The organism is Streptomyces sp. NPDC093071, assembly GCF_044754545.1.
Classification (GTDB): Bacteria; Actinomycetota; Actinomycetes; order Streptomycetales; family Streptomycetaceae; genus Streptomyces.
Genome location: NZ_JBIVPH010000003.1, coordinates 604857 through 627532 on the forward strand (window position 1 = coordinate 604857; position 22676 = coordinate 627532).

24 protein-coding genes and 1 tRNA gene are annotated in these 22676 nt (G+C 71.0%); 11 read left to right on the forward strand and 14 right to left on the reverse strand.

Annotated elements, in window-relative coordinates; all coding sequences use genetic code 11:
* The first annotated feature begins 30 nt into the window (after positions 1 to 30).
* From ACIQD7_RS14060 to ACIQD7_RS14070, 3 genes are all read left to right on the forward strand, one after another.
* Positions 31 to 225, forward strand: coding sequence for a hypothetical protein (locus ACIQD7_RS14060; protein ID WP_402441759.1), 195 nt, complete (start codon positions 31 to 33; stop codon positions 223 to 225).
* A gap of 119 nt (positions 226 to 344) precedes the next feature.
* Positions 345 to 752 (forward strand): hypothetical protein, encoded by a 408-nt coding sequence (locus ACIQD7_RS14065; RefSeq protein ID WP_402441760.1) that lies wholly within the window; start codon positions 345 to 347, stop codon positions 750 to 752.
* Positions 753 to 895: 143 nt separating this feature from the next.
* Positions 896 to 1294 (forward strand): GNAT family N-acetyltransferase, encoded by a 399-nt coding sequence (locus ACIQD7_RS14070; protein ID WP_402442345.1) that lies wholly within the window; start codon positions 896 to 898, stop codon positions 1292 to 1294.
* Positions 1295 to 1420: 126 nt separating this feature from the next.
* Here ACIQD7_RS14070 and ACIQD7_RS14075 read toward each other — a convergent pair whose 3' ends face one another.
* Together ACIQD7_RS14075 and ACIQD7_RS14080 are read right to left on the reverse strand one after the other, a co-directional pair.
* Positions 1421 to 1672 (reverse strand): hypothetical protein, encoded by a 252-nt coding sequence (locus ACIQD7_RS14075; protein WP_402441761.1) that lies wholly within the window; start codon positions 1670 to 1672, stop codon positions 1421 to 1423.
* 188 nt (positions 1673 to 1860) lie between these two features.
* Positions 1861 to 2109 (reverse strand): hypothetical protein, encoded by a 249-nt coding sequence (locus tag ACIQD7_RS14080; RefSeq protein ID WP_402441762.1) that lies wholly within the window; start codon positions 2107 to 2109, stop codon positions 1861 to 1863.
* Positions 2110 to 2200: 91 nt separating this feature from the next.
* On the opposite strand from ACIQD7_RS14080, the gene ACIQD7_RS14085 reads away from it, so the two are divergent.
* Positions 2201 to 2506 (forward strand): hypothetical protein, encoded by a 306-nt coding sequence (locus ACIQD7_RS14085; protein WP_402441763.1) that lies wholly within the window; start codon positions 2201 to 2203, stop codon positions 2504 to 2506.
* 88 nt (positions 2507 to 2594) lie between these two features.
* A complete protein-coding gene (locus ACIQD7_RS14090) occupies positions 2595 to 3014 on the forward strand; it encodes a hypothetical protein (RefSeq protein WP_402441764.1) in 420 nt (139 codons plus the stop codon).
* Positions 3015 to 3186: 172 nt separating this feature from the next.
* Here ACIQD7_RS14090 and ACIQD7_RS14095 read toward each other — a convergent pair.
* A tRNA-Val gene (locus ACIQD7_RS14095) sits at positions 3187 to 3261 on the reverse strand.
* A gap of 267 nt (positions 3262 to 3528) precedes the next feature.
* On the opposite strand from ACIQD7_RS14095, the gene ACIQD7_RS14100 reads away from it, so the two are divergent.
* The 3 genes from ACIQD7_RS14100 to ACIQD7_RS14110 all read left to right on the forward strand — a co-directional run bounded on the left by ACIQD7_RS14100 (position 3529) and on the right by ACIQD7_RS14110 (position 5952).
* Positions 3529 to 4191, forward strand: a complete 663-nt coding sequence (locus ACIQD7_RS14100) for a DUF4097 family beta strand repeat-containing protein (RefSeq protein WP_402441765.1) — start codon at positions 3529 to 3531, stop codon at positions 4189 to 4191.
* 78 nt (positions 4192 to 4269) lie between these two features.
* Positions 4270 to 5631 carry a hypothetical protein gene (locus tag ACIQD7_RS14105; protein ID WP_402441766.1) on the forward strand — a complete coding sequence of 454 codons (1362 nt, stop codon included), beginning with the start codon at positions 4270 to 4272 and terminating at the stop codon, positions 5629 to 5631.
* A gap of 102 nt (positions 5632 to 5733) precedes the next feature.
* On the forward strand, positions 5734 to 5952 hold the full coding sequence (locus tag ACIQD7_RS14110; protein ID WP_121831125.1) for a zinc ribbon domain-containing protein: 219 nt from the start codon (positions 5734 to 5736) through the stop codon (positions 5950 to 5952).
* Positions 5953 to 5967: 15 nt separating this feature from the next.
* Here ACIQD7_RS14110 and ACIQD7_RS14115 read toward each other — a convergent pair whose 3' ends face one another.
* The 3 genes from ACIQD7_RS14115 to ACIQD7_RS14125 all read right to left on the reverse strand — a co-directional run bounded on the left by ACIQD7_RS14115 (position 5968) and on the right by ACIQD7_RS14125 (position 10574).
* Positions 5968 to 6822, reverse strand: coding sequence for an HAD family hydrolase (locus tag ACIQD7_RS14115; RefSeq protein WP_402442346.1), 855 nt, complete (start codon positions 6820 to 6822; stop codon positions 5968 to 5970).
* A gap of 71 nt (positions 6823 to 6893) precedes the next feature.
* A complete protein-coding gene (locus tag ACIQD7_RS14120; RefSeq protein ID WP_402441767.1) occupies positions 6894 to 9392 on the reverse strand; it encodes a phosphoribosyltransferase in 2499 nt (832 codons plus the stop codon).
* A gap of 18 nt (positions 9393 to 9410) precedes the next feature.
* Positions 9411 to 10574, reverse strand: a complete 1164-nt coding sequence (locus ACIQD7_RS14125; protein ID WP_402441768.1) for an HpcH/HpaI aldolase/citrate lyase family protein — start codon at positions 10572 to 10574, stop codon at positions 9411 to 9413.
* Positions 10575 to 10761: 187 nt separating this feature from the next.
* Between ACIQD7_RS14125 and ACIQD7_RS14130 the strand changes: the two genes are divergently transcribed.
* The gene (locus tag ACIQD7_RS14130) at positions 10762 to 11616 is read left to right on the forward strand and encodes a TerD family protein (RefSeq protein WP_402441769.1); all 855 of its coding nucleotides are present in this window, start codon (positions 10762 to 10764) and stop codon (positions 11614 to 11616) included.
* A gap of 21 nt (positions 11617 to 11637) precedes the next feature.
* On the opposite strand, the gene ACIQD7_RS14135 is transcribed toward ACIQD7_RS14130, so the two are convergent.
* From ACIQD7_RS14135 to ACIQD7_RS14160, 6 genes are all read right to left on the reverse strand, one after another.
* Entirely contained in the window at positions 11638 to 12375 is a 738-nt protein-coding gene (locus tag ACIQD7_RS14135; protein ID WP_121831121.1) for a Tellurium resistance, read from the reverse strand.
* Positions 12376 to 12476: 101 nt separating this feature from the next.
* Positions 12477 to 13616, reverse strand: coding sequence for a DUF475 domain-containing protein (locus ACIQD7_RS14140; protein WP_402441770.1), 1140 nt, complete (start codon positions 13614 to 13616; stop codon positions 12477 to 12479).
* A 29-nt stretch (positions 13617 to 13645) separates the two neighbouring features.
* Positions 13646 to 14221 (reverse strand): TerD family protein, encoded by a 576-nt coding sequence (locus tag ACIQD7_RS14145; protein ID WP_121831119.1) that lies wholly within the window; start codon positions 14219 to 14221, stop codon positions 13646 to 13648.
* 84 nt (positions 14222 to 14305) lie between these two features.
* Positions 14306 to 14881, reverse strand: a complete 576-nt coding sequence (locus tag ACIQD7_RS14150; protein ID WP_030210761.1) for a TerD family protein — start codon at positions 14879 to 14881, stop codon at positions 14306 to 14308.
* A 150-nt stretch (positions 14882 to 15031) separates the two neighbouring features.
* Positions 15032 to 15490, reverse strand: a complete 459-nt coding sequence (locus ACIQD7_RS14155) for a peroxiredoxin (protein ID WP_121831118.1) — start codon at positions 15488 to 15490, stop codon at positions 15032 to 15034.
* A 144-nt stretch (positions 15491 to 15634) separates the two neighbouring features.
* On the reverse strand, positions 15635 to 16057 hold the full coding sequence (locus ACIQD7_RS14160) for a DUF3052 domain-containing protein (protein ID WP_121831117.1): 423 nt from the start codon (positions 16055 to 16057) through the stop codon (positions 15635 to 15637).
* Between the two features lie 414 nt (positions 16058 to 16471).
* On the opposite strand from ACIQD7_RS14160, the gene aceE reads away from it, so the two are divergent.
* A complete protein-coding gene (gene aceE, locus ACIQD7_RS14165) occupies positions 16472 to 19204 on the forward strand; it encodes a pyruvate dehydrogenase (acetyl-transferring), homodimeric type (RefSeq protein ID WP_121831116.1) in 2733 nt (910 codons plus the stop codon).
* Positions 19205 to 19332: 128 nt separating this feature from the next.
* Here the strand turns inward: aceE and ACIQD7_RS14170 are convergent, their stop codons facing one another.
* A complete protein-coding gene (locus ACIQD7_RS14170) occupies positions 19333 to 19812 on the reverse strand; it encodes a peptidase inhibitor family I36 protein (protein ID WP_402442347.1) in 480 nt (159 codons plus the stop codon).
* Between the two features lie 177 nt (positions 19813 to 19989).
* Positions 19990 to 21612 (reverse strand): DHA2 family efflux MFS transporter permease subunit, encoded by a 1623-nt coding sequence (locus ACIQD7_RS14175; RefSeq protein WP_391165463.1) that lies wholly within the window; start codon positions 21610 to 21612, stop codon positions 19990 to 19992.
* Positions 21613 to 21765: 153 nt separating this feature from the next.
* On the opposite strand from ACIQD7_RS14175, the gene ACIQD7_RS14180 reads away from it, so the two are divergent.
* Entirely contained in the window at positions 21766 to 22413 is a 648-nt protein-coding gene (locus tag ACIQD7_RS14180; protein ID WP_121831114.1) for a TetR/AcrR family transcriptional regulator, read from the forward strand.
* The last annotated feature ends 263 nt before the right edge of the window (positions 22414 to 22676 follow it).

Sequence of the window (22676 nt, forward strand, 5' to 3'; positions counted from 1 at the left end):
TGCCCTCAGGGGCACTTCAGGGAGGCCCCGATGACACGCACCCCCACCGCCACGGCCCTCGGTTTCCTCGCCGCCGCGCTGGTGGCCCTGGCGGCCCTGGCGGGCCACGCCGCGACCGGTGCCACCACGGCCAGCGAGCGGGAGAGGGGCACGGTCAAGACGACGGCCAAGACGACGGTCGTGGCGTCGGCGGGCGACAAGAAGGTGGAAGTGATCAAGGCCTGACCGCAGACGCTCCCTCCCGAACACGAAAGGCCCCGGACCGATCACGGTCCGGGGCTTTCCCATGCCGGTCGAACCCGATCTTTAGGATGGACAGCCCACAAGAAGGGACATGACCACGTATGCGCCCCCAGCGATTCAGCGACTTCGTCGTCGACATCGTGAAGAACAGCCCGACCGCCGACGGCGTGCGAACCCTCGCCGAGTCCGGCGACACCAAGCACCCCTTCGGCGTGGTCGTCACGGTGGGCACGACCGAGACCCGGTGGCAGTTCACCGGCCAGCTGCCCGAGGGCGCCAAACACGAGGGCTTCCTCGACGAACCGGTCACGGGCGCCCCGGTCCCCGCCGGTGAGCCGCCCCGGAAGACGGACTCCCCCGAGGCCTGGCTCGCCGCCGCCCTCGCCCAGGCCGCCTCCCCGGAGATCTCCTCCGTCGAACGCTGGTCCACCCAACCGGAAGCGGCCTCCCAGCAGGGCCTGACCCTCACCTTCCACAACGGCGCCCGCATCTTCGCCAGGGCCTTCTGACCTTCCCGGGCCGAACGACTACAGTCGGGCCCCCGCCCGTTCCCGAAGCCTGGAAGCACCATGCCGACCGGACAGCACCGCCCCTCCCTTCGCCCGCGACCTGGGAGGACCTCGCCGACCTCCAGGCGCTCGCGCGCCGCACGATCGACGCCTGCTACCGCGGGTTCCCGGGCGACGAGGCGGTCGACCGGTTCATCGGCAGCGGCGCCTCGGACGCGCACGTGAGGACGCACCTGGAGCAGGGCGAAGTGCACTGCCTCACCCAGGACAACCGGATCGTCGGCTTCTCCGTCCTCGACGGGCCCACGGTCGACCTGATGATGATCGACCCGGACCACCACCGCCGGGGACTGGGCCGCGCCCTACTGCGGCACGCGGAGGAGACCCTCCTCGCCCGGCACTCGACCGTCCGGCTGGAAACCTTCCCGGAGAACACGAGGGCCGTGGCATTCTACGAGGCCTGCGGCTGGACCTCCGGAGGCCGGCTGGAGGACGAGGGCCCCACCAAGGCCGAGTACACCAAGAGCCGCACGCCCGGCTGAGCGCCCGGACCGGGACGGGCAGTCGTACGGTGCCGGGGTGATCGACTCCGATGGTGCTCGGCCGGGTGCGGAGACGGGCTGTCGTTCGGGAAATGCTCCGCAGCCCGACCATGCGGAGCGGACGACTCATTCATAGACAGTGGCGGCCTGCAACGCTCGGGCCACGAAGGTCCAGTCCCCGCCTTCGGGAAGCTCCTTCCCGGAGTTCCGGTACCAGCCCGGCGAGTCCTGCATCCATGCCGCCAGAGCCTCAAGGAAACCACCGAGGGTCTGATTCTCCCATTCATGCCCATTGCGGAGAAAGTCCTGATGCAGCTCTCGCACGAAGGAGACCAGTTCGTCGCGGCTACGGACCTCGCCGTCGGGAGTCAGTGACATGCGGTGAAAGTACCTTGCGACTCGGGCTCGGAACTCATGGCGATCAGCAGGAGCATCCGTCGGCCTCTGCCGGGACGCCCGACCCTGTGACACCCGACCAGCACGCACTTCGCAGGCTCGTACAGGCCACGGTCGGCGAGGGCCGATCCCGGCTCGCGCACGTCACGAAGAACCGTGCGGGGCTGCTGTCACCCACCGTCTTTGATGTCGGATTCGGATGCCGCCCGGCGCCGGTCCGCGAACGGCCGCCGATAGTCCGAAGCGTTCCCGACCGGGGGATAGTCCCTGCCGAACATCACGTAGACGGGGTGCTCGGGGTAACCGGCTTCCATCCTCACGGAGATATCCACGTCGTGGTTGGCGAACCGGTGCAGGTACTGGACGAACAGCTCCAGCTCCTCGTCGGACAGCCGCTCGTCAAACCGCTCGTTGTGCATGCCACCCCCACTACCGACTGATCGAGGGGTCGGACGATACCCGAGCCGAAACACACGAGCGGCTCGTGGGCGCCACCGCTACCGTGCGGGCATGACGCGCAGACGAAAGCACTGGCAGGACGGATTCGGGACACCGAAGACGTTCGTTCTGTACCGCACGCCTGACGTGTGGCGCTTTGCCATGTACTTCTCCGGCGCCATCGTCGACGGTTACCTCGCCCAGCCCAGCGCCGACAGCGAACCCGGCGAGGCCCAGTCAGCCGCACAGGGCAAGGCCGAGGACCTGGCCGGCCGACCGCTGACGATCTCCTGGGAGTCAAGTGACGAACCAGGCTGGTGGACGGGAACCATTACGACCGAACCCTTGGGCCTGACGCCAAGCTCTGCCGCCGGTTGACGAGGGACCCCGCAGAGGGCCGTCCACCAACTGATCCCGCCCAGCTGAACCCTTCTCCCCTCGTGGCGGTATACGGCATGCTGAATCCATGTCCGTTGCCGCCACACGCACCCACTCCCAGACCCACCAGGCAGGCCGCCATCTCGCGGTCGCCGAGGCGCTCTTGCGAGGCATACCAGCCAAGCTCAAGGGAGCCCAGACGTACATCGAGGTCGGCGGGCACGATGCACAGGTGATGGTGGCGGCCAAGGGCGCCTGGATGATCGCGGACATCGACAAGTTCACGGCTCTGACCTGCGGCCGAGTCATCCTCGTCCACGTCGGGACGGACGGTCACCAGTTCTACATCGCGGAGGGCGACAAGCTCCGCGCCAAGGTACGTACCCGGCACACGCAATTCCTAGAGCAGGTCGGCGGCGTACGCCCCCGTAACCCTGACTCGAAGAACACCGTCATAAAGCCTGATCATGTCGCTGGCTGGCGTGACCAGTGGCAGCTTCTGACCTGAGAAACCACCCCCAGGTGATGGCGGCTCTCCACCGTAGTCGTCCCGGTCCATTCTTCTGAGCTCTCAAGCCAGATCTACCCCGTCCTGATGGATACCGTGATCGACCGTCCCTGTTGATGTCAGATGTAGATGTCAAAGGCCCCCAGCCATGATCGGCTGGGGGCCTTTTCCCTGGTGGGCGCGGACGGTTTCGAACCGCCGACATCTGCTTTGTAAGAGCAGCGCTCTACCCCTGAGCTACGCACCCGTGGAAGAGGCAACAGCCTACATGGCCCGTGGGTGGGTGCCGCAAACCGATGCGGCCCAGAGGGCGGGGGGATAGCCCCACCCCCGGGACGGTGGGTCGCCGGATCGTGACCGGGGGTGTGCGGGGCGTAGCTTCGGGGAGTCGTCGTGTTTCTTCTGGGGGTTGGTCGTGGGTCGTCGGGGTCGGGTGCTGGTCGCTTCCTGTGGGGTTCTCGTGGGGCTGCTCGGGGTCGGGGGGTGCGGGAGCGCCGACGTCGAGGGGGCGCCCGTGGAGAAGAGGAGCTTCGCCCTGGAGGGGGGCGCGCTCACCGTCGACTCCGACAACTCGCGGCTGGTGATCACGCCCGCCGACGTCGACGAGGTGCGGGTCGAGCGGCAGGTCGACGGGTGGGTGTTCATGGGTTCCGGGCCCGAGGCCGACTGGAAGCTGGTCGACGGGCGGCTGACGCTGCGGGTCGAGTGCGACGCGGTCGCCTCGAACTGCGCGGCCGTGCACCGGGTCCAGGTCCCCCGGAAGGTCGCCGTCACCGTCGAGAGCGACAACGGGGACGTGACGGCCGAGGGGCTCGCCACGCCCCTGAAGGTGCGGACCGACAACGGCGACGTACGGGTGCGGAAGGCCTCCGCCGCGCTCGACCTCGGCAGCGACAACGGGCAGGTCGTCGTCGACGCCGGCACCACGTCGACCGACCTGACCGTACGGACCGACAACGGGGACGTCCGGCTCGCCCTCGGAGTCGTACCCCGGAACGTCGACGTCGCCACCGACAACGGGGGCGTCACGGTGGAGGTGCCGCGGGCCGAGTACGCCGTCGCCGGGAGCAGCGGGAACGGGGACGTGCGTCTCGACGTGCCCCGGAACGACGGGAGCGGCAACGGGATGCGCGTGCGCAGCGAGAACGGCGACGTCACCGTCCGCACGGCGAACTGACCGGCCCGTGTGTGCGTCCTTACCTGGTGGGAGAATGGACCCGGACCGGGCACGGCGGACACAGCACGGGAGAGGTACGTGGCGGCGAGCGATACGAGGAGCGCGTCGGCGCCCAGGATTCCTTCCGCGTTCCGGCTGGCGCTCCTGCTGCCGCTGGTGGCGGGGGCGGTGCTGCCGGGAGCCTTCGCCGGGGGCGGCACCCGCCGCTGGTTCGGGGGCCGGGGCGAGGGCCAGCGGGCCGAGGCGCAGGCCGCCAAGGACGCCGCCGCCGCCGCGTTCTACGAGCTCGACACCGCCCAGCGCGGGCTGCGCATCTCGATAGAGACCATCACCGCCGTCGACGGCTCCCCCGAGGCGCGCGACGCCGTGGAGGGCTTCGAGGCCCTCGGGCGCCGCATCGACCAGGTCAGCCACGTGTACATCACCGCCGTCGACGCCCACGACCTCGACCGCGACGAGCTGGACGCCGCCACCGCCTCCCGGGCCCGCGCCGAACTCACCGGCGCCAAGGAGCAGCTGGACCGGGTCAAGGGCGAGCTCGACCGCTTCGAGGCGGGGCTCGCCCCGCTCCTCGGACGCGCCGAGACCCAGCTGGCCCGGCTCGCGCCCGCCGTCGAGCGCGCCCGGCAGGCCCTGCGCGGCGCGAGCGACGCCCTCGACGCCGTACGGGAGAGCGGGCTGCGCGCCGACGACCTCGCGCTGCGGCTCGCCCGGCTCGGTCCCGAGCTGACCCGGCTCAACGAGGGCGCGGGCCGGCACGGCGTCCCCGAGACCCTCCAGCGGGCCGACCGGGTGCTGCGGGACGCCGAGGCCGTACGGGCCGAGGCCGAGCGGCTGCCCGAGCGCGCCGCCGAGATCGACCGGCGCCTCGTCTCCCTCCGTACCCGCACCGAGGCGCTGACCACCCGCACCGAGGGCGTCGAGCCCGTCCTCTCCGAGCTGCGGCGGCGCTTCTCCGCCGCCTGCTGGCAGGACCTCCAGCACGTGCCCGAGCAGGCCGCGACGAGCCTTGCGCAGGCCGGGGAGCGGCTCGCCGAGGCCGGGGCGGCGCGGGCCGAGCAGCGCTGGCCCGACGCGACCTCGCTGCTCTCCACCGTCCGCGCCCTCCTCGACTCGACCGACGAGGCCGTCTCGGCCGCCGGTGACCGGCTGCGCCGGCTGGAGGCCGTCGCGAAGGACCCGAACGCCGAGGTCGACCGCGCCCGGTTCGCCGTACGGGACGCCCAGCGGCTCGCCATGGACGGGCGGACCACCCCCGACCCCCGGCACGCCGCACCCCTCGACCAGGCGGTCGCGCGCATCGACCGGGCCGTCGCCTCGCTGGAGGGCCGCCATCCCGACTACTGGCACTTCCTGACCGAGCTGGAGGACGTCCGTGCCGCCGCCGCCCGGGTCGTCGGGCAGATCCGGGAGGAGCGGGGAGGCGGCGCCGGTCACTGACCGGTCGGGCGGGCACTCACCGGTGGCTGGTCACTCACCGCCCGACCGGTCGCTCACCGGTCGGGCCGCCCGATTCCGCGGGGCAGCCTCTAACCTGTCCCCATGCCTCGTTACGAATACCGCTGCCGCACCTGTGGTGACACCTTCGAGCTCAGCCGGCCGATGGCCGAGTCCTCCGCTCCGGCCGCCTGCCCCGCCGGGCACGACGACACCGTGAAGCTGCTCTCGGCCGTGGCCGTCGGCGGAAGCGGCACCGCCGCCCCCGCGCAGGGCGGCGGGGGCGGCGGTGGCGGTTGCTGCGGTGGGGGCTGCTGCGGCTGAACCCGCGGCCGGGCGTCAGCCCGCTGCCGCAGCCCTGAAGCGGCGCAGGATCTCCTCCCCCGCCGCGACCCCGCGTTCCGCGAGGACGTCGAGGTGGGGGGCGGTCCAGTCGCTGTCGGCCAGTTCGCCGTGGCCCGGGCGCCAGGCCCGGTCCGCGGCGAGCAGCAGGTCGGCGTCGAGCAGGGAGTCCCCGGCGGCCAGGGTGAGCGCGGCGCCGGTGCGGCGGGCGAGCTCGCGGACGGCCGCGCTCTTGGTGAGCGGCTTCGGCACCGCGTACACCTTGCGGCCCTGGAGGGAGACGGTCCAGCCGCGCTCCCCCGCCCAGTGGCCGAAGAGCTCCAGCCAGCCCTCGGGGAGCAGGTCCCGCTCGATGACCAGGTAGGTGAACAGGTCCTCGGCGACCCGGTGCTTGCGCACCCAGGTCTGGTCCGTGGTGGCCGAGAGGTACGCGCGGACCTCGGCGAGCGGGGCGCACTCGCCGGCCAGCCGGTCGAGGACGGAGGCGTGCCAGTCCCGGTCGGAGACGCCGTCGACGAGGATGTGCCCGCCGTTGGCGCAGATCGCGTACTTCGGCGCGGTGCCGGGGAGCTGGATGCGCTGGTACTGCTTGCGCGTCCGCGTCGTGGTGGGGACGAAGACGGTCTCGTCGGCCAGTCGCGCCAGGAGGGCGGCCGCGTCCTCGGTCATGTAGGAGAGCGGCTTCGACTCGTGGACCTCGACGCAGAGCAGCCGGGGCGCGAGCGCGTCCGGCATTCCGAGGGCGAGGGCCGCGGACGAGTAGATCAGGGTGCGGTCGAGGTCGCTCGCGACCAGGACCGGCGCCGAGGTCCGGACCGGGGCGGGATCCTGGGCCTGGGCCTGGGCCTGGATCTGGGCCTGTGTCTGTGCCTGGGCCCGGGGGGACGCGGGTGCCGGGGCCGGGGTCGTGCCCGTCGTCGTACTCACTGCGACGCCACCGCCTTGCCGTCGGCGCCCGTCGCGCCCCTGGTGTACTTGGGGTGGATCAGGCCCACGCAGCTGTACGGGAGGTCGTCGACCTCCTCGACCGGGACGCCGCGCTGTTCGGCGAGCAGGCGCACGTGCGCGAGGTCCGCGTCGGCGCCGCGCTTGGCGAGGATCTTCCAGGGGACGCGGCGGAGCAGGACGCGGGTGGTCTCGCCGACGCCCGGCTTGACCAGGTTGACGTCGTGGATGCCGTACTCCTCGCTGATCCGCTCCACGGCCGCCCAGCCCTCCCAGGTGGGGGCGCGGTCGGCGGTCAGGAGTTCCTTGACGTCCGTGTCGACGGTCGCGGCGACCTCGTCGAAGCGGGCGGCGACGGCGTCCAGGAAGGCGCCGGAGACGTCGGATCCGGCCAGCTCGCGGTAGAACTTGGCGCCGTGGAAGTCGTCCGGTCCGACCAGGTCGGGGCGGAGCACGGTGCGGGAGATCAGGCCGGAGACCGTGGAGTTGAGGCAGGCGGAGGGGATGAGGAAGTCCTCGCGCGTGCCGTAGGTGCGGACGCAGGAGCCGGGGTCCGCGAGGACCGCGATGTCCGGGTCGAACCCGTCGAAGTCCTTGAGCGCCTCGGCGAGTTCGCGGGTGATGGCGCCCTTGCCGGTCCAGCCGTCGACGAAGACGACGTCGGCGGGGTCGTGGTGGGCGGCGAGCCAGCGCAGCGCGTTGGCGTCGATGCCCCGGCCGCGCACGATCGAGACGGCGTAGTGCGGGAGGTCGAGGCCGTGGCGGGCCTGCGCCCAGCGGCGCATGAGGACGCCGACGGGGGTGCCCGCGCGGGCGAGCGAGACGAGGACGGGGGTGCCGGGGCGCTCGGCGAGGACGGTCTCGGTGACGGTGCCGACCGCGCGGGCGATCCGGGCGGCGGAGCTCTCCAGGGCGGCGTGGAAGAGCTCCTGGTAGCGCTCGCTGGGCTGGTACTCGACGGGCAGCGACTCCGCGTAGTGGGCGCCGCCGCTCTGGATGGCCTCCTCGCGCTCCTCGGTGGGGGCTTCGAGTTCGACGTCCGAGAGGTCCTGGAGCAGCCAGCCGACCTCTTCGGGCGCGTAGGAGGAGAAGGCGGGGCCGCGGAGGGGCTCGGGCAGCATGGAGCTCCTTTCGGGAGCTTCGGTGAGGGTGTCGTCGGCGGTGTCTTCGTTGGCTCCGCTGTTCTCGACGGTTCGCGCGGTCCCGGCGGTTCCGGGCACGTACGAGGGGATCACCGCGAGCACCACGTGCGGCACGTGTTCCGCGAGCCGGGCCAGGAGGCCGTCCGGGGCGTGCAGGGCCGGGGTGTCGGCGGTGGAGTCGACGACGAGGACGACGGCGTCGAAGCCGCCGCCGGCCACGTTGTAGGCGTAGCGCTCGCCGGGGCCGTCGGCCGGGTGGTCGTGGGCGGGGAAGACGAGCCGGGTGCGGATCGCGTAGCCGGGGTCGTCGACGGCCAGGACCGGCGAGCGGGTGGTGGTGGAGTACCGCACGTCGTGCCCGGCCTCCTCCAGGGCGGTGCCGAGGCGCAGCGGCGCGTACATCAGCTCTTCGCAACCGAGGACGAGGACGCGGGGGGCTCCGGTGCCGGTTCCCGGGGCCCGGGAGGCCTCCAGCGCCTCCGTCACTCCCGTCGCCAGGGACGGCAGGGTCTTCTCCAGGCGGTCGCGGTGGGCCGGGGTGAAGCCGTGGCGGCCGCCGTCGGGGAGGTCCCGGGGCCAGTCGAGGGCGGCCCGTACGACGCCGGGCGCCGGGGGCGCGGTCTTCGGTTCCGGGGCCGTCTCGTACTCCGCCACCAGCGCCCGGCCCTTCTCCAGGACCCCGTCCGGGAGGCGTACGGTGCCGGCGGCGCGGGCGATCAGGTCTATGCGGGCGCCTATCTTCTCCGCGAAGGCGTCCAGGCGGCCGAGGTCGGCGGGCGAGCGCATGTCGACGAGGGCGACGACGACGTACCGCTCGCGCGGGTAGCGCTCGTGCAGGTCCCCGATCGTGTTGAGGACGGTGTTGCCGGTGGAGAACTCGTCGTCGACCAGGACCAGGGGTCCGTCGCCCGCGAGCAGCCCGGGGTCCTCGGGGAGCAGCAGGTGGGAGGTGGCGTGGGAGTGGGACTCCTCGAAGCCTCCCGCGCGGGCGACGCCGGGCACCGGGCGGCGGGTGGAGTGGAGGTACGGGGCGAGGGCGAGGCCGTCGGCGACGGCGTGGCCCAGGGCGGTGGCGGTCTCCGCGTAGCCGAGGACGACGGCGCGGGCGGCCTCCTCGTCGCCGAGGAGCGCCCGCACCCGCCGGCCGAGGTCGAGGCCGGCGCCGTACACCACCGAGGGGCGCTGCGGCACGTGCTTGCCGAGCACGCCGGAGACGAGCAGGTGCGCGCGCTTGGGGTTGCGGCGCAGTGCGAGGCCCAACAGGTCGGGCAGCTCCTCGTCGCCGATCAGTTCGACGCCCAGTCGCTCCGCGACCCACGTTCCGGTCCACACCACGTCGTCGACGTCCCTTCGTCAGCCGGTCAGTCCGGCGGTGAGCAGCTCCACGAAGCCGACGTCCTCCTTGGCGACGCCGAAGACCTCGGCGCGCAGCAGGATGCGTTCGGCCCACGCGCGGTGCGGCTTCACTTCGTTCATCTTGTTCGTGTACGCGGAGCGGAGCACCCCGCCGCCGCCCCGCTCGGGCCGCAGGATGTCCTGGGCGTCGCTCCACTCCTCGTGGCTGACCACGGAGAGGGCGTGCACCGGCACCACGTGGGTGGGGTGGATGCAGGTCTTGCCGAGCAGGCCGTTGGTCCGGTCGAGTTCGATCTCGCGCAGCAGGCCGTCGAGGTCGTGCTCGATGAGGGCGGTGCGCAGGTCCTCGGCGCTGCCCTCCAGGAAGGGGCTGCGGCGCAGCTGGGGCTTGAACATGCGCTCGCCGGGCCGGAAGTACTCCCAGACGGGTCCGGTGATGGTGAAGCCGGTGCCGTCGGCGCGGCCGAGGACGTTGACGACGTCGGAGATGACGTGGGCGACGACCTTGACGTCGTACGCGGTCATCTCGGGCGAGCGGCGGAGCCCGTAGGCGGAGCAGAAGTCGGTGACGCCGAGGCGCAGGGCGAGGACGTGGTCGCGGTACTCGCCGGTGAGCGCGGCGATGCCGGCGAGGGTCTCGACCCGGGTCTCCAGGTGGAGGAGCTCGGGGGACTCCAGGACGGGCATGGCGAAGAGGCGCCTGCCGCTCGTCCGCTCGGCCTCGACGAGCGCTTCGAGGAAGGCGCGGCCGCGCTTCTCGGTGAATTTGGGCAATACGAATCCGGACAGCAGACGAATCGTTTCACCGAGACGACTCGTGAGGTCGGTGATCTGACCGGGTTCCCGCACCCGGATGAAGAGCAGGGGCACGTCCGTGCCGCCGGCGGCGAGGTCCGCGAACTCCCGGACGAGGTTGTCCTCGCCGGCCTCGACGTCGGCGTCCCCGATGGAGTCCTCCAGGCAGAGCACCATGGAGACCACGCCGCGGGCGGCCTGCTTGCGCACGGCGTCGGCGAGCCGCGGCCGGGTGGCGGGGCTGTAGAGCGTGGCGCCCAGGGCCGTGGCGAGCGTGTGCGCGGGCGAGTCGGCCGTGAACTCGGCCGGCTCCCGGTGGAACAGCCCGGCCCGCTTCGCGGACGGGATGTGCCCGAAATGACGCATATGAATATCCCGTCTGCCTCTCTGTGTCCCGGCGACACGTGGCCGGTAATAGTACGTAGACGCGAGTGTCCTCGGTTCCCCCAGCGTATGAAATTCAGGTAACCCGTCCGCGTCCGTCGGTCTCGTCCCGGTCTCGGTACCGCCCCCGCGTTGTCCGCGGGTCGGCCGGGAGGGCAGGATTGCGGTCATGACGCACGCGATGCTGAAGGGCTCCAACGTCCCTCTCGACACCGCGGCCGTACGGGCCGTGCTCCGCTGGACCCCGGGCCCCGGGGTCCCCGACGTGGACGCCTCGGCCCTGCTGCTCGGGCCCTCCGGGCGCGTGCGGTCCGACGAGGACTTCGTCTTCTACAACCAGCCGCGCCACCCCTCGGGGCTGGTGCGGCGGCTGCCGAAGAAGCGGGACGCCGGGGGCCTGACGGACACCGTCGAGGCCGACCTCGGCGGTCTCGACGCCTCGGTCGACCGGGTGGTGGTCGCGGCCTCCTCCGACGGAGGCACCTTCCGCTCGGTCTCCGACCTGCGGATCCTGCTGTACGACGCCGCCGGGCCGGAGCGCGAGCCGCTGGCCCTGTTCGAGGTGACGGCGGAGACCGGCGAGGAGACGGCGGTCATCTGCGGCGAGCTGTACCGGCGCGGGGACGGCTGGAAGTTCCGCGCGGTGGGGCAGGGCTATCCGACGGGCCTCGTCGGCCTCGCCACCGACTTCGGCATCTCGGTCGACGAGGACGCCCAGGAAGGCGCCCAGGAGGGCCACGACGGCCTTCCCGGAGGCCCCGGGTCCGCGACGGCCCCGGAGGGCTCCCCGGCCCACGGCACGGCCGCGGCCGACCCCGACGCGACCGTGCTCCACCCTCCCGTGCCGCCGCAGCCCGCGGTGCCGCCGCGGCCGGACCGGGCGCCCGCCTACGGCTACCCCCAGCAGCCCGCGAACGGCCCGGCCCCCGCGTACGGCTATCCGCAGCCGGTGGGCGCCCCGGAGCAGAACCCGGCCCCGGACTTCCGGATGCCTCCGATGGGTCCCCAGTTCGTCAGGTCCTGAGCGCACCGGCCGGGCCGCCGGCTACGTCTTGGTCTTGTAGCCGCGGCCCCACTGGAGCCCCCAGCCGTACAGCCGGTCCAGCTCCGCCTGGAAGCCGTACACGAACCGCACCTCGCGCCGGACCGTCAGGTCGCCTTTGACGTTCTCCAGGGAGAAGACCGCGCAGGAGCGGGCCTGCGGGGCGCGCTCGTCGAGTTCGATCTCGATCCGGGGGCCGTTGCTCGGGTAGAGCGTGACCTTGGCGTGGGTGCGGTCGAAGGCCGGCGTCTGGTCGTAGATGTAGACGAAGAACAGCAGCCGCTTGATCGCGTCGCGCTGGTCCAGATTGACGAAGATCGTCTCCCCGGAGGAGCCGCCGAAGCGGTCGTCCCCGCTCAGCTTCACGTACGGCGCCGCGTTCAGGTCGCCGAAGAAGTTGCCCAGCGGCTGCACCACGCCCTTGGAGCCGTCGGCGAGCTCGTAGAGGCAGCCCAGGTCGAGGTCGACGTTGACCATGCCCTGGGTGTGGGCCTGGACGACCTCCGGCTTGAAGAGCTGGGAGGGGTTGCGCAGCAGCCGGCCGCTCTGGCGGGAGCGGCCCTCGATGTCGGAGGTCCGCATCCGCCAGGAGAGGTTCACCCGCAGGTTGCCGGTGGCGGCCCCCTGTTTGCTGAGCGAGACGGACGGGCGTCGTTTCGTCAGGTCGATCGCGTTCGACACGGCGTTGCCCGAGTCGAACTGCGCCGTCCTCCCCGCGAACAGGTTGTCCCAGAAGGCCATGCCGCCCCCACCCCCACCGCTCGTCTGCGTCCGCACATGCCCGCGGGGCGGCCGGGTGCTCCGGCCGCCCCGCAGTGAAGCGTTCCTCATTGTCGGGGGTGTCACACCCCCGACGTCACCTCTGTCTTGTCTCCCGAGGAGCCGCCCTCGGCCGCCGCGAGCGCCCTGTTTCGGCGGACGGACGACCAGAAGGACAGCGCGATCAGGACGACGCCGATGGAGCCGGTGATGAGCTCGCTGATCTCGTGCTGGATGGTGACGAGCAGGATGAAGGCGAGCGCGCCGATCGCGTAGTGCGCGCCGTGCTCCAGGTAGACGTAGTCGTCCAGGGTGCCCTCGCGGACGAGGTAGACCGTGAGCGAACGGACGTACATGGCGCCGATGCCGAGGCCGAGCGCCATCCAGAAGATGTGGTTGGTGATGGCGAAGGCGCCGATGACGCCGTCGAAGGAGAACGAGGCGTCGAGCACTTCCAGGTACAGGAACAGGAAGAACGCGGCCTTTCCGGCGAGGCCGACCGCCGAGACGGGCTTGCCCGCGGCCTTGGCCTTCTCCTCCTCCTCGTGCTCGCGCTCCTCCTCTTCCTCCAGCTTGTTCTCGAAGAAGCCCGAGAGGCCGCCGACGATGAGGTAGGTGATCAGACCGGCGACGCCGGAGAGCAGCACGGTCGTGGACTTGTCCACGTGGCCGACGCTGGTGTGCGCGTGCGTCGCGAAGGTCATCGCGGTGACGAGCAGGACGATCAGCGCGACGCAGACCGACAGCATGTCGACCTTGCCGAGCTTGGCCAGCGGGCGCTCCAGCCAGGCGAGCCACTTGTGGTCCCGGTCCTCGAAGATGAAGTCGAGGAAGATCATCAACAGGAACATGCCGCCGAAGGCGGCGATCGCCGGGTGGGCGTCCGTGACCAGGGCCTCGTACCGCTCGGGCTCGTCCAGGGCGAGCTGGACGGCCTCGATCGGGCCGACCTTGGCGCTGATGGCGACGATCGCGACGGGGAAGACCAGCCGCATGCCGAAGACCGCGATCAGGATGCCGATGGTGAGGAAGATCTTCTGCCAGAAGGCGTTCATCTTCTTCAGGATTCCGGCGTTGACGACCGCGTTGTCGAAGGACAGCGAGATCTCGAGGATCGACAGGATCAGAACGACCCCGAACGCCTCCCACCCCCACTGCCAAGCGGCGAAGGCCAGGCCGAGCGCCGTGATGGCGAACGACCAGCCGAAGGTTTTCAGAACCACTGTCTACCCCATCGTGAAATTACATGGCTTTACGAAACGTTGACCCCGAAGTCTAGAGCGATGCCCCGCAGCCCGGACGCGTACCCCTGACCGACCGCCCTGAACTTCCATTCGCCGTTGTAGCGGTAGAGCTCGCCGAAGATCATCGCGGTTTCGGTGGAGGCGTCCTCGGAGAGGTCGTAGCGGGCGAGTTCCTGACCGTCCGTCTGGTTGACGACCCGGATGAAGGCATTGCTGACCTGGCCGAAGCTCTGGCCGCGGTTGTCGGCGTCGTGGATCGAGACCGGGAAGACGATCTTGTCGCAGTGGGCCGGCACCTTGCCGAGGTCCACGATCAGGGACTCGTCGTCCCCGTCGCCCTCGCCGGTGAGGTTGTCACCGGTGTGCTCGACGGAGCCCTCGGGGCTGCGGAGCTGGTTGTAGAAGACGAAGTACTCGTCCCCGAGCACCCGGCCGGCCTGGCAGAGCAGGGCGCTGGCGTCGAGGTCGAAGGGGGCTCCGGTGGTGGAGCGCGCGTCCCAGCCGAGCCCGACGAGGACCTGGGTGAGGTTGGGTGCGGCCTTGGAGAGGGAGACGTTGCCTCCCTTGGCGAGCGTGACGCCCATGATTCTGTTCCTCCCCGGTGGATGATGAGGCACGTCCGGCGCCGCACTTCCGAGTGCGGCGCCGGACGGTTCGTGCGGTTCGGCTCAGACGTTGACGCCGAAGTCCTGCGCGATGCCGCGCAGGCCCGAGGCGTAGCCCTGGCCGACGGCGCGGAACTTCCACTCCGCGCCGTGGCGGTACAGCTCGCCGAAGACCATGGCGGTCTCGGTCGAGGCGTCCTCGGAGAGGTCGTACCGGGCGATCTCGGCGCCTCCGGCCTGGTTCACGACGCGGATGAACGCGTTGCGCACCTGGCCGAAGGACTGCTGGCGGTTCTCGGCGTCGTAGATCGAGACCGGGAAGACGATCTTGGCCACGTCGGCCGGCACGCCCGCCAGGTTGACCTTGACCTGCTCGTCGTCGCCCTCGCCCTCGCCGGTGAGGTTGTCACCGGTGTGCTCGACGGAGCCGTCGGCGCTCTTCAGGTTGTTGAAGAAGACGAAGTCCTGGTCGTTGCGGACCTTGCCCTCCTCGCTCACCAGGATGGCGCTGGCGTCGAGGTCGAAGTCCGTACCGGTGGTGGTGCGGACGTCCCAGCCCAGACCGACGGTCACGGCGGTGAGGCCAGGGGCCTCCTTGGTCAGCGAGACGTTGCCGCCCTTGCTGAGGCTGACTCCCACGAGTCCCTCCATAGGTTTCCAGGGGCAGCGCCCCCAGTCGTGCGTTGGCATCGGATCAACGTCTGGATCCTAGTGACGGGTTCCCGGTCGAAACAGTCGATTCGCCCGGTGAATCCGGGGGTGTCGGCCCCGGGGCCTCCCGGAACCCCCTCAGAGGGCCTCCAGCGCCTTCACGTAGGCGGCGGTGTCGCGGGCGTCCGGCAGGGCGTTGACGACGCTCCAGCGGACGGTCCCCGCCTTGTCGACGACGAAGGTGCCGCGCACCGCGCAGCCCTTCTCCTCGTCGAAGACGCCGTAGGCCCGGGAGACCTCGCCGTGCGGCCAGAAGTCGGAGAGCAGCGGGAACTCCAGGTCCTCTTGGTCGCCGAAGACGCGCAGGGTGGGGACGGAGTCGGCGGAGACGGCGAGGAGCTGGGTGTCGTCGTTGACGAACGCCGGGAGGTGGGCGCGGAGCTCGCGCAGCTCGCCGGTGCAGACGCCGGTGAAGGCGAAGGGGTAGAAGAACAGCAGGACGTTCTTCTCGCCGCGGAAGCCGGCGAGCCGGACGGTGCGCCCGTGGTTGTCCTTGAGCTCGAAATCCGGGGCCTCGGTGCCGACCTCGATCGCCATCGCGTGCGCGTCCCTCTCGACGGGGCCCGGCCCCGGGCCGACGGAACCCGGGCCCTGGGCCGAAACGGTGAAACCCACCCTACGCCCGTGCGCGAAGGCCCCCGCCGGACCGGGTCCGGCGGGGGCCTCCACGTACGGGGTGGTTCAGCGCTTCGGGGTCGCCAGGCGGGTGCCCGCCCAGTCCTTGGCGACGACGATGCTCTTGGTCTGGGAGAGACCAGCGGTCTGCGCGGCATCGTTGATGTCGCTCGGCTCGATGTAGCCGTCGCGGCCGGTCTTCGGCGTCAGCAGCCAGATCACGCCGCCGTCCTCCAGAAGACTGATGGCGTCCACCAGTGCGTCGGTGAGATCACCGTCCTCGTCGCGGAACCACAGGACGACGCCGTCGGCGACGTCGTCGTAGTCCTCGTCCACGAGCTCGGCCCCGATGATGGACTCGATGCCTTCACGGAGATCCTGGTCGACGTCTTCGTCGTAGCCGATCTCCTGGACCACCTGTCCGGGCTCGAACCCCAGCCTGGATGCCGGGTTGGTCCGCTCCTCCGCGTGGTCCGCGGTCGCGCTCACGGCTTGCCTCCTGCTCATTCGGAAAATGCTGTGGGCCGCGCGTGTGCGCGCGGCGCTGGCCGTAGTCCACACGTGCCGGGGCGGATCGCGCAAGTACCCGGCCCCGGAGACCGCCGAAACGGTGACGTTTGGGGCCGTCTCGCCGCAACTTCCGGCACTGTCGGACCCCCTCCGCGATCGGGTGCGAGTGATTCGTCCGCTTTCGACGACGTCTGACTCTTCAGTCTGCCGAACGGCCGGACGAAACGCATGTGCGGGTTGGGCGTAAGGTTGCGATTTGACCACACCTGGCACCTGGAGGACGCCCCGGGGGTTACCCCTCGGTAAAGATGACGTCCGGTGTCGGCGGGGTACACGATGGAGATCCCGACCACACCGTGGCCCCGTGACCACCCCGAACAGCGAAGGAAGAGCGTGGCTCCCGGATCCGATCGCAACCCGATCATCATTGGCGGCCTTCCCAGCCAGGTCCCGGACTTCGATCCGGAAGAGACCCAGGAATGGCTCGACTCCCTCGACGCGGCCGTCGACGAGCGGGGCCGGGAACGGGCCCGCTACCTCATGCTCCGCCTGATCGAGCGCGCCCGCGAGAAGCGCGTGGCCGTGCCCGAGATGCGCAGCTCGGACTACGTCAACACCATCGCCACCAGGGACGAGCCCTTCTTCCCGGGGAACGAGGAGATCGAGCGCAAGGTCCTCAACGCCACCCGGTGGAACGCGGCCGTGATGGTCTCGCGCGCCCAGCGCCCGGGCATCGGCGTCGGCGGCCACATCGCGACCTTCGCCTCCTCGGCCTCCCTCTACGACGTCGGCTTCAACCACTTCTTCCGCGGCAAGGACGAGGGCGACGGCGGCGACCAGATCTTCTTCCAGGGCCACGCCTCCCCCGGCATCTACGCCCGCGCGTATCTGCTGGACCGGCTGAACGAGGCCCAGCTCGACGGCTTCCGCCAGGAGAAGTCGAAGTTCCCCAACGGTCTCTCCTCCTACCCGCACCCGCGGCTGATGCCGGACTTCTGGGAGTTCCCGACGGTGTCGATGGGCCTCGGCCCGCTCGGCGCGATCTATCAGGCCCGGATGAACCGCTACATGGAGGCGCGCGGCATCGCCGACACCTCCAAGTCGCACGTCTGGGCGTTCCTCGGCGACGGCGAGATGGACGAGGTTGAGTCCCTCGGCCAGCTGTCCATCGCGGCCCGCGAGGGCCTGGACAACCTCACCTTCGTCGTCAACTGCAACCTCCAGCGGCTCGACGGCCCGGTGCGCGGCAACGGCAAGATCATCCAGGAGCTGGAGTCGATCTTCCGGGGCAACGGCTGGAACGTCATCAAGCTGATCTGGGACCGCTCCTGGGACCCGCTGCTCGCGCAGGACCGGGACGGCGTCCTGGTGAACAAGCTGAACACCACCCCGGACGGCCAGTTCCAGACGTACGCCACGGAGACCGGCGGCTACATCCGGGACCACTTCTTCGGCGACGACCACCGGCTGCGGGCCATGGTCGAGGGCATGTCGGACCAGCAGGTCCTGCACCTGGGCCGCGGCGGCCACGACCACCGGAAGATCTACGCGGCCTACGCGGCGGCGAAGGCCCACGCCGGCCAGCCGACCGTGATCCTCGCGCAGACCGTCAAGGGCTGGACGCTCGGCCCGAACTTCGAGGGCCGCAACGCGACCCACCAGATGAAGAAGCTGACGGTCGACGACCTCAAGCGCTTCCGCGACCGGCTGCACATCCCGGTCACGGACAAGCAGCTGGAGGAGGGCCTGCCCCCGTACTACCACCCGGGCCGGGACTCCGAGGAGATCCAGTACATGCACGACCGCCGCAAGGCGCTCGGCGGGTACGTGCCGACCCGGGTCGTGCGGGCGCGGCCGCTGGAGCTGCCCGACGACAAGGCCTACGCGGCGGCCAAGAAGGGCTCGGGCCAGCAGTCGATCGCCACCACCATGGCCTTCGTCCGCATCCTGAAGGACCTCATGCGGGACAAGGAGATCGGCAAGCGCTTCGTGCTGATCGCCCCCGACGAGTACCGCACCTTCGGCATGGACGCGTTCTTCCCGAGCGCCAAGATCTACAACCCGCTGGGCCAGCAGTACGAGGCGGTGGACCGCGAACTCCTCCTCGCCTACAAGGAGTCGCCGACCGGCCAGATGCTGCACGACGGCATCTCCGAGGCCGGCTGCACGGCCTCGCTGATCGCCGCCGGCTCCGCGTACGCCACGCACGGCGAGCCGCTGATCCCGGTGTACGTCTTCTACTCGATGTTCGGCTTCCAGCGGACCGGCGACCAGTTCTGGCAGATGGCCGACCAGCTGGCGCGCGGCTTCGTCCTCGGCGCCACCGCCGGCCGCACGACGCTGACCGGCGAGGGTCTCCAGCACGCGGACGGACACTCCCACCTCCTCGCTTCCACGAACCCCTCCTGCATCGCCTACGACCCGGCGTTCGGCTTCGAGATCGCGCACATCGTCAAGGACGGCCTGCGCCGGATGTACGGCCCCGAGGCCGAGGACGTCTTCTACTACCTGACCGTCTACAACGAGCCGATCCAGCACCCGGCCGAGCCGGAGGGCGTGGACGTGGAGGGCATCCTCCAGGGCATCCACCGCCTCAAGCCGGCCGAGTCGGGCACGATCCCCGCACAGATCCTGGCCTCCGGCGTCGGCGTGCCGTGGGCGATCGAGGCGCAGCGGATCCTCGCCGAGGAGTGGAACGTGCGGGCCGACGTCTGGTCCGCCACCTCCTGGACCGAGCTGCGCCGCGAGGCCGTGGCCGTCGAGGAGCACAACCTGCTCCACCCGGACGAGGAGCAGCGCGTCCCGTACGTGACGCGCAAGCTCCAGGGCTCCGAGGGCCCGTTCGTGGCGGTCTCGGACTGGATGCGGGCGGTGCCGGACCAGATCTCCCGCTGGGTCCCCGGCACGTACACCTCGCTGGGCGCGGACGGCTTCGGCTTCGCGGACACGCGCGGCGCGGCCCGTCGCTACTTCCACATCGACGCCCAGTCGATCGTCCTCGCCGTGCTGACCGAGCTGGCCCGCGAGGGCAAGGTCGAGCGGTCGGTCCTGAAGCAGGCCGTGGACCGCTACCAGCTGCTCGACGTGGCGGCGGCGGACCCGGGCGCGGCGGGCGGCGACGCGTGAGCCGTACCCCGTAGGGCGTGTGAGCCCGTACCCCGTGAGGGGAGCCGAGGGCCGTACCCCGTGAGGGGAGTCGAGGGGCGGTGGGACCGGTGGTTCCGCCGCCCCTCGGCGTTTCCCGGGGCCCGCTCCTACCGCTCCCAGATCTTGAACGCTCTGATCTCGTGGGGCGACTGCGGCACCCAGGTCCCCTTCCCCGGGTAGGTGTCGAACTCGCCCGTCTCCGCGCACTCGGCGGACTGGTAGGTGGTGACCGGCCGCCCGGTGCGGTTCGCGAGGGACTGGGCCGAGGTGCCGGCCGGCAGGGCGACGCAGCTGTCGACGTCGGTCGTGGCCAGCTCGTGGGTCTGGACCCTGCCCTTGAAGTCGGGCTTGGACCAGAGGCAGAGCCGGCCGGGACCGCAGGGGCCGAGCTTCGTCCTCGGGGCGGCGGCCCCGGCCGTGGGCCCGGCGGCGGCCTTGCCGGTCGGTCCGCCGGTCGGTCCGCCGGTCGGTCCGCCGGTCGGTCCGCCGGTCGGTCCGCCGGTCGCCGTGGCGGTCGCCGCGCCCGGCAGGGCGGTGAGGAGCAGGACCGCCAGGACGGCGGTCGTCAGCAGTCGCTTCGTACGCAGGTCACTCAAGGTTCTCAACCCCCGGTTTCGTCACTCTCTGTCACGAGAACCCTGCCGGAGGTCACCGCCTGTTGAGAAGGGGGCCAAAGCTTCTTCACCCGAACGGGCGACGGCCCCTGCCGGACCGAGTCCGGCAGGGGCCGTACGAAAGACACGCGCGAGAAGAGAACCCGCAGGTCAGATGTGGGCGCCGCCCATGCCCGCCTCGGCGTTCTCACCGCGCTTGGTCAGCAGGGCGACGACCGCCGCGACGACCGCGACGACACCGGCGACGGTGAAGGCCAGGCCCATGCCGTCCAGGAAGGTGTCGTGGATGACGCCGGTGATCGTCTGGACGAGGTCCGGGGTCATCCCCGGCGCCTTGGCCAGCTCCGGCGGGACCATGCCGAACTCGGCGGCCTGCTCCAGCTGCGGGTTGGGCGGGGCCGGGATGCCGGCCGCCTTCCAGTTCTCCTCGAAGACGGCCGACACCTTGGAGGACATGACGGCGCCGAGGACCGCCGTGCCGAGCGCGCCGCCGACCTGCATGGCGGCCTGCTGCAGACCGCCGGCCACGCCGGAGAGCTCCAGCGGCGCGTTGCCGACGATGACCTCGGTGGCGCCGACCATGACCGGGGCGAGGCCCAGGCCGAGGAGGGCGAACCAGAGGGACATGGCGAGGGTGCCGGTGCCGGCGGAGAGCGTGATCATGCCGAACATCGCGACGGCCGTGCAGACCATGCCGCCGACGAGCGGCACGCGCGGGCCGAACTTGGTGATCAGCGCGCCGGCCAGCGGCGAGGAGACGATCATCATCGCGGTCAGCGGCAGCAGGTGCAGACCGCTGTCGACCGGGCTGAGCCCCTGCACGCCCTGGAGGTAGAAGGTCACGAAGAACAGGCCGCCCATGAAGGCGAAGGCCATCAGGACCATCAGGACCACGCCGGCCGAGAGCGGCACGGAGCGGAACATGCCCAGCGGGACGAGCGGCTCCTTGACCTTGGTCTCCCAGACGGCGAAGAGCACGAAGAGGAGCACCGCGCCGAGCAGGCAGGCCCACGTCTTGCCGCCGCCCCAGCCCCAGGACTCGCCGGCCTTGATGAGGCCCCAGACCAGGGTGCCCATGGCGCCGGAGAGCAGCAGGATGCCGAGGACGTCGAAGGAGCGCGGCGCGTTCTCCGCCCGGTGGTCCTTGAGGATCACCAGGCCGAGGACGAGCGCGAGGACGCCGACCGGCACGTTGATGAAGAAGACGGACTGCCAGCTGACGTGCTCGACGAGCAGGCCGCCGACGATCGGGCCGCCGGCCGTCGAGGCGCCGATGACCATGCCCCAGATGCCGATGGCCATGTTCAGCTTCTCGGCGGGGAAGGTGGCGCGCAGCAGGCCGAGGGCGGCCGGCATCAGCAGGGCGCCGAAGAGGCCCTGGAGGATGCGGAAGGCGATCACGGCCCCGATGGAGTCGGAGAGGCCGATCGCGCCGGAGGCGGCGGCGAAGCCCGCGATGCCGATGATGAAGGTCTGGCGGTGGCCGAAGCGGTCACCGAGCTTGCCGGCGGTGATCAGGGCGACGGCGAGCGCGAGCAGGTAGCCGTTGGTGATCCACTGGACCTGGGCGAGCGTGGCGTCGAGGTCGGCCTTGATGGCGGGGTTGGCGATCGCGACGATCGTGCCGTCGAGCGCGACCATCATCACGCCCACGGCCACGGCGAACAGGGTCAGCCAGGGATGGCCGCGCAGTCCCTTCGCCGGACCCGGTACGGGTCCCGGGGTGCCCCCCTGGCCCTGCGGGGCCTTTTCCACGGTGGTCTGACTAGTCATACCCGGAGGCTAGTGACAGTCGCTGACAATTGACAAAGCGATTCACGCGTCGGTAACTGTCACGTAGCTCACAGGTACCCTGAGCTGGACCAAATGGAGTGAAAACTCCCGTAAAACGCCCGAAGAGAAAACGGCTGAGAAGAGGACTCCGAGGTGACCCTGCCCGGTCTGCGCGAGCGGAAGAAGCAGCGGACGCGTGACGCGCTGATCCGGGTGGCCCTGGAGCTCTTCACCGCCCAGGGGTACGAGCGGACCACGGTCGACGAGATCGTCGAGGCCGTCGAGGTCTCCCAGCGCACCTTCTTCCGGTACTTCTCCTCCAAGGAGGAGGTCGCCTTCGCCGTCCAGCAGATGGTGGAGGAGCGCTTCGTCCGCTCCCTCGGGCAGCGGCCCCCGGCCGAGGGGCCCCTGGACGCGCTGCGCAACGCCGTCCTCTCCTCCTGGGACACGATCGGCGAGGCCATCACCGAGGTCGTCCCGGTCGGCCTTTACCTGCGCACCTTCCAGCTGATCGAGTCGACGCCCGCGCTGCTCGCCGTGCATCTGCGCCGCTCCACCGAGATGGAGGAGACGATCGCCCGGATCATCGCCGAGCGCGAGGGCGTCGACGTGGACGAGGACCCGCGGCCCCGGATCGCGGTGGCCGCGTTCAGCGGGGTGATGCGGGTGACCGGGCAGATGTGGGGCCGGGGCACGGACCAGAGCCTGGAGGCCATCCGCGCGCTCACCGAGGACTACCTCGACCACCTCGGCCCGGCCCTGGCCCCGCACTGGCGGGGCGGGGGCGGGGGCGCGGCCTAGGGGACGGGGCGCCCTCGGGGTCCCGGGTCTCCCGTGGCCTCCGGGCCCCTGCCGGGATCGCCTGCCAGGCCCTCCGGAACCGCCCCCGGTCCCCTGCCGGGACCGCCCACGGAAGCCCGCCCACAAGCCTCGTCCCTGCGGCCTCGGGGCCCGGAACCTCTCGTCGGGTCCACCCCCGGGATCCCATCCCCCGTGGTCACCGGAGCCGCCTCCGGGCTACCCGCCGGGTCGCCCCCGGGCCCCGGAACCTCCAGCCGGAGCTG